The 12383-nt window shown below is 72.9% G+C and carries 7 protein-coding genes; 5 read left to right on the top strand and 2 right to left on the bottom strand.

Going from position 1 to position 12383, the window contains the following annotated elements:
- Window positions 1–241: 241 nt before the first annotated feature.
- The 5 genes from BT98_RS0109315 (at window position 242) to BT98_RS23865 (ending at window position 5380) form a co-directional block, all read left to right on the top strand.
- Complete coding sequence (locus BT98_RS0109315) at window positions 242–1147, top strand: SDR family oxidoreductase (protein ID WP_019459395.1); 906 nt, start codon at window positions 242–244, stop codon at window positions 1145–1147.
- Window positions 1148–1356: 209 nt separating this feature from the next.
- Entirely contained in the window at window positions 1357–2961 is a 1605-nt protein-coding gene (locus BT98_RS0109320) for an ABC transporter substrate-binding protein (protein ID WP_019459396.1), read from the top strand.
- 195 nt (window positions 2962–3156) lie between these two features.
- Window positions 3157–3732, top strand: coding sequence for a hypothetical protein (locus BT98_RS0109325; RefSeq protein ID WP_019459397.1), 576 nt, complete (start codon window positions 3157–3159; stop codon window positions 3730–3732).
- A gap of 183 nt (window positions 3733–3915) precedes the next feature.
- Window positions 3916–5028, top strand: a complete 1113-nt coding sequence (locus BT98_RS0109330) for an NAD(P)/FAD-dependent oxidoreductase (protein ID WP_019459398.1) — start codon at window positions 3916–3918, stop codon at window positions 5026–5028.
- A gap of 85 nt (window positions 5029–5113) precedes the next feature.
- Window positions 5114–5380 carry a hypothetical protein gene (locus tag BT98_RS23865; RefSeq protein ID WP_019459399.1) on the top strand — a complete coding sequence of 89 codons (267 nt, stop codon included), beginning with the start codon at window positions 5114–5116 and terminating at the stop codon, window positions 5378–5380.
- A gap of 4 nt (window positions 5381–5384) precedes the next feature.
- Here the strand turns inward: BT98_RS23865 and BT98_RS0109340 are convergent, their stop codons facing one another.
- A complete protein-coding gene (locus BT98_RS0109340; protein WP_027297199.1) occupies window positions 5385–8627 on the bottom strand; it encodes an AsmA family protein in 3243 nt (1080 codons plus the stop codon).
- A 29-nt stretch (window positions 8628–8656) separates the two neighbouring features.
- The gene (locus BT98_RS0109345) at window positions 8657–12310 is read right to left on the bottom strand and encodes a hydantoinase B/oxoprolinase family protein (protein ID WP_019459401.1); all 3654 of its coding nucleotides are present in this window, start codon (window positions 12308–12310) and stop codon (window positions 8657–8659) included.
- Window positions 12311–12383: the final 73 nt, after the last annotated feature.

Raw genomic sequence — 12383 nt, forward strand, 5'->3', positions numbered from 1 at the left:
GCGGCCCGCCACGAGGCGGGCGGGACGGGATCGGCGCTCCCCCTCCCCTGGCATGGCGGCTCTCGCCTCACAATCGGCTCAGAATCGCTCCCCTTTCCCGCCCTCGCCCGATCCCGCGGCAACAGGACGTGCCGCCAGCCGTTCATGCCCTGACGGCGCGGCCGCTCCATCGGGCCCGCGGCAGGCATCCTCGTCGGCCACGCCCTGCATCCGCGCCCCTTCCGGAAAGGACGACCAGTTCATGAGCACGAACGGCCACGATCCCTATGCGATGCGCGATCCACGCCAGCAGTATCCGCGCCCGCCCTTCCCGAAGCAGCCGCAGAACGCGCCCGGCGAGCTCCACCGCATGGAACCGATGCCCGACCATGGCGAGAACAGCTATCGCGGCAGCGGTCGCCTGCCGAACCGCAAGGCGCTGATCACCGGTGCCGATTCCGGCATCGGTCGCGCCGCCGCCATCGCCTTCGCGCGCGAGGGTGCCGATGTCGCCCTGGGCTACCTGCCCAGCGAGGAAACGGATGCGCGCGAGGTGGCGAAGCAGATCGAGGCCGCCGGCCGCAAGGCCGTCCTCCTGCCGGGCGACGTGTCCGACGAATCCTTCTGCGAGAAGCTGGTGTCCGATGCCGTCGCGCAGCTCGGCGGGCTGGACATCCTGGTCAACAATGCCGGCAAGCAGACCGCGGTGAAGGCCATCGCCGACCTGACCACCGAGCAGTTCGACGCGACCTTCAAGACCAACGTCTATGCGATGTTCTGGATCACCAAGGCAGCCCTGCCGCACATGCTGCCCGGGGCCGCCATCATCAACACGACCTCGATCCAGGCGATGAACCCCTCTCCTGCACTGCTGGACTACGCCCCCACCAAGGCCGCGATCATGAACTTCACCAAGGCCCTGGCGAAGCAGGTGGCCGAGAAGGGCATCCGCGTGAATGCCGTGGCCCCCGGCCCCTTCTGGACGCCGCTGCAACCCTCCGGCGGCCAGCCGCAGGAGAAGATTGAGGAGTTCGGCGGACAGACCGTCTTCGGCCGCCCCGGCCAGCCCGCGGAGCTCGCCCCCGCCTATGTGCTCCTGGCCTCGCAGGAAGGCAGCTTCATGACCGGCGAGGTGATCGGCGCCACGGGCGGCAGCACGCCGTTCTGATCCGGGCCACCCCGGAGGGCCGCCGCCGGTCGCGGCGACCCTCCGGAGGCATCGCCGCCGCCGGTCGCGATCTTCCGGATGCAGCCGGCGGCGTCGCCAACGGGGAAGAACCGCCGCCCCGCCCCCTTTCCTCCCTGTCAAAGCGTGGCACTGTGCGCGTCCTGCGCCGCCCGGCCGGGCGGCCCTTCCGAGCCCAGGATGATTGCCCCATGAAGCGCCGCGACCTCGCTTCCGCCTCCCTTGCCCTTCTGGGTTCCCCGCTCCTCGCCCGCCATGCCCTGGCCCAGGGGGCTGCTGGCTCCGGCGAGGGCAAGCCGCTGGTCATGGCCATCGGTGGCGCGATCAACTCGATCGACCCGCATTTCTTCTCTGCCACGCCCAACCACACCGTCGCGAACCACATCTTCAGCCGCCTGATGGAACGCGACCGCAAGGGCAACCCGGTCCCCGGCCTGGCCCTGTCCTGGACGCCGGTCTCGGAGACCGAGTGGGAGTTCAAGCTCCGCCCTGGAGTGAAGTGGCATGACGGGCGGGATTTCACGGCCGACGACGCGATCTTCACCTTCGCCCGCGCCCGGGACGTGCCCAACAGTCCCGGTGGCCTGGGCCCCTACCTCTCCTCCATCGCCGAGGCGAAGGCGCCAGACCCGCTGACGCTGCGCGTCACCACCAGGGGTCCGGCACCGCTCCTGCCGCGCCAGTTGCAGCAGGTCCATATCGTTTCCCGCCATGTCGGGGAGGGCGCGACCACGGACCAGTACAACAGCGGCAAGGCCGCCATCGGCACCGGTCCCTACAAGTTCGTCCGCTACGTGCCCGGGGACCGGCTGGAGCTGGTGCGCAACGAGGAATACTGGGGCCCGAAGCCGGAATGGACCCAGGTGACCCTGCGGCAGATCACCAATCCCGGCGCCCGCGTCGCGGCGCTGCTGTCGGGCGACGTCGGCATCATCGACACGCCGCCGGCCAGCGACCTGCCGCGCCTGCGCAACTCGCCCCAGGTGACGGTGGAAACGGCGCCCGGCCTGCGCCTGATCTACCTGGGCCCCGACTTCTCCCACGCCACCAACCCGCCCGAGGTGACGACCAAGGACGGCAAGCCCTTCGAGAAGAGCCCGCTCCTCGACCTGCGGGTGCGGCGGGCGCTGAACATCGCCATCAACCGCCAGGCCCTGGCCGAGCGGGTGATGCAGGGCATGGCTGCCCCCACCGGGCAATGGATGCCGCAGGGCAGCTTCGGCTACGCTCCCGGCGTGCCGGTGCCGCCCTATGCGCCGGACGAGGCGCGGAAGCTGCTGGCCGAGGCTGGCTTCCCCGAAGGCTTCCGCATCGCCCTGCGCACGCCCAACGACCGCTACCCGAACGATGCCGAAACGGCGCAGGCGGTGGCGCAGATGTGGACGCGGATCGGGGTGCAGACCCGCATCGAGGCCATGCCCTGGAGCGCCTATGTCCCCCGCGCCACGCGGCAGGAATACTCCATGTGCCTGTGGGGCTGGTCGAGCAGCACCGGCGAGGGCAGCAACGTCATGAACAGCGTGCTCAGCACCTACAACAAGGAGAAGGGCCGCGGCTCCTCCAATGACGGCCGCTACTCCAATCCGGAGTTCGACGCCCTGACCGATGCGGCGCTGTCCACCATCGACGACACGAAGCGTGAGGCCCTGATCCAGAAGGGCGTGGCCATGGCGATGGGCGACGTGGCGTTGATCCCGCTCTTCATCCTCACCAATGCCTGGGCGACGCGGAAAGGCCTGGCCTATGCGGCCGGGTCCAGCGAGATGACCCTGGCCATGGATGTGCGCTCCGCCTGATCGACAGGGAGGGGCCTCCCGGCCCCTGCCCTCTTCTTGGTGCTGATTTTCGATTGCAAATCACAGCAAATACACAACCTGTGATTTATTTTATCGCAGTTTGATGCCCGCCCACCTGTTCATGCGCTTTTTTGATCCTGTCTTGTAAAATAAAGCTAACATCGTAATATCGGCTCCGGGGGAAGGATCAAAAGCATGAACTCTTCGCTGTTGCTGGTCGCCGTCCACTTCTTGCCGGAAATTTCCCGCGCCGTGGCACACGCCCAAGGGAGCGAGACAGCCCGCCAGGTGACGCGCGTGGTCTGCGCCGTCGCCGGCACGCGCAATCCTTTCCTGGCGCTGCGAAGGATCGAGGCCGATATGGGCCGGGCCGCCGCCCTGCGGATCCGCCTCGCCTCGATCGCCTGCGACCGCGAGATCGCTCTCGCCGAGAGTCGTCACCGGGCCCGGAAGGGCCAGGCCGACACGCGCCGTTCCTTCCCGGGCCGTGCCCATGCCGTCGGACTGGCGCTGACCCTCGGCGCCGGCTTCCTGTCGATCTTCGCGCTCGGCCTCGGGCGGAGCCAGGCGGCGCTCGCCGCCCCGCGCCTGGCCGGGCCTGTCGCCAGCAGCCTGTTGCTCGCCGCCATGCTGATCGCCGCCCTCGGGATCACGACGCATCCCGATGGTTCCGAGGAGATGGCGGTGCTCGCCCCGGCATCACAACCGGCCGACGCGCTGATCCTGCAATCGGAGCCGGCGCCGAAGGCCGAGATCATGCGCCCGGCCTGATCCGGCCCGCCGCGCCATCCACCGGGCGGCTCCACGATACCGGGCAGCTTGTCGCCACCGGCATCCACGCAACGAAACTTGTCTCCCTCCGTATCGACGGATGAGCCAGGGCGATATTGTCCGCGCGGCGGCCTTTCCCGTCGTCGGCCCCACCGCCGGGCCACCCGGATCTGGAGTAGCTTCATGCGCGTGATTGTCGTCGGGGCTGGCATCCTGGGCTCCAGCCTGGCCTATCACGCGGCGCGCGAGGGTGCCGAGGTGATCCTCCTCGACCCCATGGTGGAGGGCCGCGCCACCGCGGCGGGCGCCGGCATCATCTGCCCCTGGGCCAGCCGCGTCACCGATCCGGACTGGTACCGGCTCTCGGGCGGCGGGGCACGCTACTATCCCGCGCTGGTGGAGCGGCTGGCCGAGGATGGCGAGACCCAGCTCAGCTATCGCCGCGTCGGCGCGCTCTGCGTGCCCGGCGACGAGGGCGGCCTGGACGAGGCCGAGGCCCGCACCCGCATCCGCGCCGAGGACGCCCCGGAAGCGGGAGAGATCACCCGCCTGATGCCGGACGAGGCGCGCGCCCTCTTTCCGCCACTGCGCCCTGGCCTCGCCGCCCTGCATGTCGGCGGCGCGGCGCGGGTGGATGGCCGGCTGCTCGCCACCGCCATGCTGCGCGCCGCGGAACGGCACGGGGCGCAGATCCACCGCTTTCCCGTGGCGGCGCTCCAGGCCCGGGACGGTGCCGTGCGCGGCGTGACGCTGGAGAACGGCATGGCGCTGGAGGCGGACGAGACCGTGCTCGCCGCCGGGGCCTGGGCGCCGCCGCTGCTGGCCCCGCTGGGGCTGGAGTTGGCGGTGCAGCCGCAGCGCGGCCAGATCCTGCACCTGCGCTTGCCGGGGGTGGACACGCGGCACTGGCCGGTGCTGCTGCCGATGAGCAGCCATTACCTGCTGGCCTTCGACGACAGCCGCGTGGTGGTCGGCGCGACGCGCGAGACCGGCTCGGGCTTCGACCACCGCTTCACCGCCGCCGGCATCCGGCAGGTGCTGGACAATGCGCTGGGCGTCGCCCCCGGCCTCGCCGACGCCACCTTGCACGAGATGCGGATCGGCTTCCGCCCCATGGGGCCGGATATCCGTCCCCTGCTTGGCCGGGCGGCGGGGTTGGAGGGCCTCGTCATCGCCAACGGGCTCGGCGCGGGCGGGCTGACCATGGGCCCCTATGCCGGCGCCCTGCTGGCGCAGCTCGTCCTGACCGGCCGGACGGAGATCCCGCTGGAGCCCTACGACCCGCTGCGTCGCTGATCCCGCCCCGGCGTCCCGGTCCGGTGGGGAAACCCGCCTCGCCGGCCTCGCGTTTCCTGGGCTGGAAGGCTGGGAGAACCCGCAGATGATCGACGAGAAGTTCGCCAACCGTGAGGACCGCCCCTTCCCCACGGACGACCCGATCCAGCAGGACCCGACGATCCGCCGTCAGGCCCATAGCCGCAAGGCCGCGAAGCGTGGCGACGATCCCGCTGCCGGCACCGCCGCCGAGCCGGTCTCGCCGGGCGAGTACCAGGCCGGGGATACCAGTGAGCTGGCCCAGGCTCTCGGCGGCCCGGTGGACATCTCGCCCATCCGCGGCCGCCGGATGATCGAGCGCGAAGAGGAGTAGTCCCCTACAGGCCCCGTTCCGCCCGCCAGAGCAGCCAGGGTGTGAGTTCCGGCACGCGCTTCGGCGCGGCGGCAGGGCCGGCCAACCGCAGCCGCACCTCCGGCCCGTCCGGGATGCGGAGGCTCACCCCCAGGTCCAGCATCCGCCGCGTCAGGTCGATCTCGCCCCCCAGACCCAGCAGCAGGTCCGTGGCCGAGATCTCGCCCGACACGATCCGGGCGCGCCCGTCCTGCAGCCGCAGGGCCATGGTCAGACGGCTGAAGGGCGTCTCACCCCCGGCCAGTGCCTGACGCAGCCTCGCCTCCGCCTGGGCGCCCGGGGCCCTGGCCGCCTGAAGGGCCGCCTCGCCATCGATCCCCAGCAGCACCCCCTGGCGCAGTTCCAGGCTGCCCTCGCCGCCCAGCGTGGCCAGCATCGCCGAGGGGCTGCGGCCCTGGGCGGATAGGCGGAAGACCGCATCCCCCATCCCGTCCCGCAGGTCGAGCGGCCAGCCCGTCAGCGTCCCTTCCAGCGTGGTGCCGGCGACCCGCCCCTGGAGCTCCACCTGCGGCACATCCTCCGCCGCATGCAGCACCAGCCGGCCCGAGGCATCGCCGCCCCGCAGCCGGCCGCGCGCGACATCGACTTCCAGCAGGCCGTCCAGCAGCCGCACCGTGCTCTCGCTGTCCTCCAACAGGGGGCCACCCCAGGGACCGATCCGGCCGGCGGCCACGGCCACATCCAGGTCCAGCAGCCGCAGAGGGTCCAGCGGCAGCGGCCGCGCATCCAGCACTGGCGCCGGCAAAGGCAGGTCCTCCGCCACAAGGCGACCTGTCAGGCGCGGGCGGATGGCCCCCGCCTCGCCACCCGCGAGGGCCAGGGAAAGCTGCCCGCCCGTGCGCAGGGTGCCCGCCACCAGGTCGAAGCGGTCGCTCGACACGCCCTGTGGCCCGGCGGTGAAATTCGCGATCAGCGACATAGAGCCCTGGCCCAGCCAGCCCTCCGCGCCCTCCCAGCCGGTGAGGTCGCGCACCAGCCGTGGCACCCCGGGATGCCGCAGGGTGACATAGCCGGCCAGCTTCCGCTCCGGCAGGTCCAGCACCCCGCTGCTGTCCAGCCGCAGGTCGGACCAGTCGCCCTCCAGCCGCAGGCCCAGCGCATCCAGCGGGCCGCCGCCGGAAAGGCGCAGCGTCAGCGGCGCCCCGGCCAGCCGCGTCCCATCCGGCCAGCTGCCGGGCAGCGCCGCGAAGAGCGGGCGCGGGTCCGGCGCCGCCACCTCCAGCATCAGGTCCGACAGGCGCGGCTGCGCGCCCAGCATCGCCACGCCGGAGGCCGTGACATCCGCCCCCGCCACCCGGCCGGTGAACTGGCGCAAGGTCAGCCGCCCGGCCTCCAGCGCCGCGTCGAGCCCGGCGCGTTCCGCCGTCACCCCGCGCAGCCGCACCCGGTCGGCGGCAAGGCGCAGATTGGCGTCGAAGCCGCCCAGCTCGGCCGAGAGCGCCTCCCAGCTCCGCCCCGGCGCCAGCAGCCCATCCAGGTCGAGGTGATCCAGCGTCACCCCCAGGCCGAAGGAGGGCCGCGGCGCCCCCGGCGCCTGGACCACGCCGCCGGCGGGTGTCGCCATGCCCCCCGGCCCCGCACCGGCCGTGGCGGAGGGAGCCTGCCCGGCCCCCGCCTGGGTTCCTCCGCCCGGCGTCCCGGTGGCCTGGGTCCCGGCCGCCGGGGTTCCGCCAGCCTGGGGCGCGTTGGCCTGTGGTGCATTGGTCTGGGATGCGCTGGGGGATGCGCTGGGGGATGCGCTGGGCTGGGTCTGAGCCCCGCCCGCCGCCCCGCCGCCCGGCCCCGCACCCTGGCCCGTGCCGGTCCTGCCGCCCGCGCCCTGCGGTGCGCCACCCGGGCCGCCCCCAGGCTGGGCCGCGCCGCCCTGGCCGGCGGCGGAACCCGCCCCTGGCGGCGATGCGAAGCCCTGCCGGAACACGCCCGCGCCGGACAGGCGCGTGCCGTCCACCGTGGCGCTCAGCTCCGGCACGGCCACCTGCCCGTCCTCGATCACCAGCCGGGCACGGCCATCCGCGTGTTGCAGCCGGTCCGGCGCCAGGCTCGGCAACGGCCAGCCCAGCGCCGCCAGCGTCGCCCGCAGCTCCTCGCTGCGGAAATCCAGCACCGTCTCCAGCCGCTTGCCGGCGGTCGCGCCGTTCATCGTCACCTGGGTCTCGCCCGGCAAAACGGCGGAGGCATCGGTCAGGCTCAGCCGGTCCCCGTCGCGGAAGACGGAGGCACGCAGGCGCCGCAGCGGCACGCCGCGCAGGGTCGCCGCCTCCACCGAGAAATCCAGGCCGAAGGGCAGGCCGCCGCCGGCGCGCAGGCTGTTCTGCCAGGGATCGAGGTTCAGCCGCCCGGCCGCCAGCGACAGGTCCAGCCGGGGCTGCGGTCGCAGCCGCAGCGTCATCGCCCCGCGCGCCGGGTTGCCGTTGAAATCGAGGTCCAGCCCATCCGCGATGATCAGGTCGGCCGAGGCGGAAAGCCGCCCCTGCGCACGGAAGGGCCCCGGCGGCCCCGGCAGCATCAGCGAGAGATCCGGCCCCGAGGCCTCGATCCGCCCCTCCAGCCCGCCCTCGGGTGGCAGGGTGCCGCGCGCCGCGAGCGTGGTGCCGCCGGAAGACAGCGTCAGGTCCAGCGGCATGGTGCCGTCGAAGCCCGCCCGGCCCAGCGTGGCGTCGAAGCGCACCTCCCTCCCGGCCCAGACCTCCATGGGCACGAAGCTGCCGGTGGCGCGCATCGCCTCGGAATAGGAGCCGGCGGAGAGCTTCGCCCGCACCCGTTCGAAGACCATGCTGCCGATGGTGAGACGGCTGTCCACCACCTCCGCCTGGAAGGAGGCCAGCGAGGCGGAGAAGGCGAAGCTCGGCACCGGCGGCCAGGGCAGGCGGATATCCGCCCCGACCAGCGTCAGCTCGCGCGGCGCCATGCGCCCGGCCAGCAGGGACCAGCCATCCAGCTTCAGGTTCAGCGCCCGTGCGCCGAAGCCCAGCGAGGCTTCCGGCAACCCGACCGTGACGCCCTCGGCCTCCAGCATCGGCTCCGGCAGCAGGGTCAGATGGACCGGGCCGGACAGCGTCACCGCCATGCCCAGCCGCTGCGCCGCCAGGCTGGCGAGCTGGCCGCGCCAGGCGGTCCAGTCGAGCAGGCGTGGCGCGAACCAGAGGCCGGCCAGCGCCAGGGCGAGCACCGCCGCCGCCGCCGCGCCGAGGCGGCGTGGGGTGGTCATCGCGGCAGGTCCTCCCGTCCCGTCAGGGCTCAGCCCCTCCCCTTCACGTCACCCCAGCCGCCGCCGCCCGGCGTTTCCAGGCCGAGGATGTCGCCCGCCTCCAGCGCCGCACGGTCGCAGCCGCGCATCGGCTCGACCCGGCCGTCGCGGCGCTCGACCCATTGCCTGCCGGGCGCGCCCGGGGCGCCGCCCTCCATGCCATGCGGCGCGACCTCGCGGCGGGAGGCGACGATCACCGCCTCCATCGGCTCCAGGAAGCGGATGCGGCGGCGCGCGCCGTCTCCGCCATGCCACCGCCCGACGCCGCCCGAGCCGCGGCGGATGGAGAATTCCTCCAGCCGCACCGGGTAGCGCATCTCCAGGATCTCCGGATCCGTCATGCGCGTGTTGGTCATGTGGGTCTGCACCGCACTCGCCCCATCGAAGCCCGGCCCGGCGCCGACTCCGCCGCAGACCGTCTCGTAGTACTGGTAGCGCGCGTTTCCGAACAGAAGGTTGTTCATCGTCGCCTGGGCGCAGGCGCAGGCCCGCAGTGCACCCAGCAGCGCATTGGCCACGGCCTGCGACACCTCGGTGTTCCCGGCCACGACGGCGGCTCCCCCTCCTGCCCCGCCGGGATGCGGCGACAGGAAGCTGCCCTCCGGCACCACGATGTCGATGGGCACGAGGCAGCCGTCGTTGAGCGGGATCTCCTCCCCCACCAGGCAGCGGAAGCCGTAGAGCACCACCGCCCGCGTCACCGCCGGCGGCGCGTTGAAGTTGTCGCCGCGCTGCTTCCCGGTGCCGGTGAAGTCCACCACCGCGCGCCGTGCCGCCCGGTCCACCCGCACCGCGACGCGCAAGGGCGAGCCGTCGTCCATGGTATAGGCGAAGGCCCCGTCGCCCAGTCGGTCGAGCACGCGGCGCACGCTTTCCTCGGCATTGTCCATCACGTGGCGCATATAGGCGCGCACCGTGCCGAGCCCGTGCTCGCGCACGGCGCGGCGCAGCTCCTGCACCCCGGTCTCGTTGGCTGCGACCTGCGCCTTGATGTCGGCAACGTTCACGTCCGGCGAGCGCGCCGGGTACTTCGCGGCGCCCAGCAGGGCACGGAACTCCGCCTCGCGGAAGCGTCCCTGCTCGACCAGGAGGAAGTCGTCGATCACCACCCCCTCCTCCTCCAGCACCCGGGAATCCGGCGGCGTGGAGCCCGGCGTCAGCCCGCCGATATCCGCGTGGTGGCCGCGCGAGCCGACGAAGAACAGGATCTCCTTCTCGTCCTCGTCGAAGACCGGCGTGATCACCGTGACATCCGGCAGGTGCGTGCCGCCGTTGTACGGGTTGTTCAGCGCCACCACGTCGCCTGGCCGCAGCGTGGCGCCGCGCGAGCGGATCACCGTCCGCACGCTCTCCCCCATCGCGCCCAGATGCACCGGCACATGCGGCGCATTGGCCACCAGCCGCCCCTCGGCGTCGAAGACGGCGCAGGAGAAGTCGAGCCGCTCCTTGATGTTCACGGAAAGCGAGGTGTTCTGCAGCACCGTGCCGGTCTGTTCGGCGATGCTCATGAACAGCGCGCCGAACAGCTCCAGCATCACCGGGTCGGGCTTCGACGCATCGGCCAGCACCGCGTTCGCCCGCGCCTCCACCCGGCGGAGGATCATGTGGTTCAGCGCCGTCACCTCGGCCTGCCAGCCGGGCTCCACCACCGTGGTCGCATTCGCCTCGCGGATCAGCGCCGGCCCGCGCACCGTGTCGCCGGCCAGCAGCGCCTCGCGGTCCAGCACGGGGGCGCGGTGCTCCCGCCCGCCAGTCCAGAGCGCGACCCCGTCGATCACCGGCACGGCCTCGCCGGCGGGGCGGGCGGCGAGCCTCGGCTCCTCCACCGTCTCGCCCGCCGCGATCGCCTCGGCGATGCAGGCTTCCACGATCACCGCCCGCTCCGGCGAGGCGAAGCCGAAGCGGCGGCGATGCGCCTCGGTGAAGCTCGCCAGCACTGCCTCGTGGTCCCCGAACTCCACCGGCAGGAAGGCATCCGTCCCGGCATAGCGCAGATGCAGGCGCCGCTGCACCGAGAGCCGCGCCGCCGCATTGCCCTGGCGCAGCAGCTCCGCGCGCCCTTCCTCCGCCAGCGCGTCGAGCCGCGCCGCCAGATCCGCCATGTCCTCCGGCGACAGCGGCTTCTCCACCGCCGCCTCGCGGATCACGCTGGCATCGGCCAGCCCCATGCCATAGGCCGAGAGCACCCCGGCGAAGGGATGCACGAAGACCGTCTCCATCCCCAGCTCGTCCGCCACCAGGCAGGCATGCTGCCCGCCCGCCCCGCCGAAGCACTGGAGCGTGTAGCGCGAGGCATCGTGCCCCTTCTGGATGCTCACCTGCCGGATCGCATGCGCCATGTTGGCCACCGCGACGCGCAGGAAGCCCTCGGCCACGGCGCGCGGGTCCATCTCCGCCTCGCCGGTCGCCGCCGCGATCTCAGCGGCCAGCGCAGCGAACTTCTCCCGCACCACCCCGGCATCCAGCGGCTGGCCGCCATCCGGCCCGAAGATCGCCGGGAAGTGCTTCGGCTGCACCTTGCCGGTCATGACATTCGCATCGGTGACGGTGAGCGGTCCGCCGCGCCGGTAGCAGGCCGGCCCCGGCACCGCCCCCGCGCTTTCCGGCCCGACGCGGAAGCGCGCGCCGTCGAAGCCCAGCCGCGAGCCGCCGCCCGCCGCCACCGTGTTGATCGCCATCATCGGCGCGCGCATCCGCACGCCCGCCACCTCGGTTTCGAAGGCGCGCTCGAACTGCCCCGCATAGAGCGCCACATCCGTGCTGGTGCCGCCCATGTCGAAGCCGATGATGCGGTCGAAGCCCGCCATGGCGGCGGTGCGCGCCGCGCCGACGATGCCGCCCGCCGGGCCGGACAGGATCGCGTCCTTGCCCTCGAAGCCAGCCGCATCGGCCAGCCCGCCGGAGGAGCGCATGAAGGAGAGCCGCGCGCGGTCCTGCTCCGCCCGCCCTTCCGGGTTCAGCTCCCCCGCCACCTGCGCGACATAGCGGCGCAGGATCGGCGAGAGATAGGCATCCACCACCGCCGTGTCGGCGCGCGGCACGAGGCGCGGCAGCGGCGAGGCCCGGTGCGACAGCGAGACCTGGGCGAAGCCTTCCTCGCGCGCCAGGACGCCGATGCGCTCCTCGTGCGCCGGATTGGCCCAGGCATGCAGCAGCGCCACCGCCACGGCGGGGATGCCGTCCGCCTTCGCCGCCCGCAGCGCCGCGCGCGCCGCATCCTCGTCCAGGGGCTCGATCTCCCGCCCCTGGGCGTCGAGCCTGCCGCCGATCTCGGCCACGCGCTCATGCAGCAGCGAGGGCAGGCGCACATCCAGGTCGAAGAGGCGCGGCCGCGCCTGGTTGCCGATGCGCGGCAGGTCGGCGAAGCCCCGGTTCAGGATCAGCAGCACCCGCTCGCCCTTGCGCTCCAGCAGCGCATTGGTGGCGACCGTGGTGCCCATCTTCACCGCCTCGACCGCCCCGGGCGGCAGCGCCTCGCCCGGCGCCAGCCCGAGGATCGCCCGGATGCCCGCCACCGCCGCGTCCCGATAGGCCCCGGGATTCTCGGACAGCAGCTTGCGCGTGCTCAGCCGCCCTTCCGGGTCGCGCGCCACGATGTCGGTGAAGGTCCCGCCGCGATCCACCCAGAACTGCCAGCCCGCCATCGTCCGATCCCCATCCTGCGGCCTCCGGGGCCGGAAGCCCCGGGTCGCCTCGCGGCGCACGATGCGCAGCGCC

The organism is Roseomonas mucosa ATCC BAA-692, from assembly GCF_000622225.1.
Classification (GTDB): Bacteria; Pseudomonadota; Alphaproteobacteria; order Acetobacterales; family Acetobacteraceae; genus Roseomonas; species Roseomonas mucosa.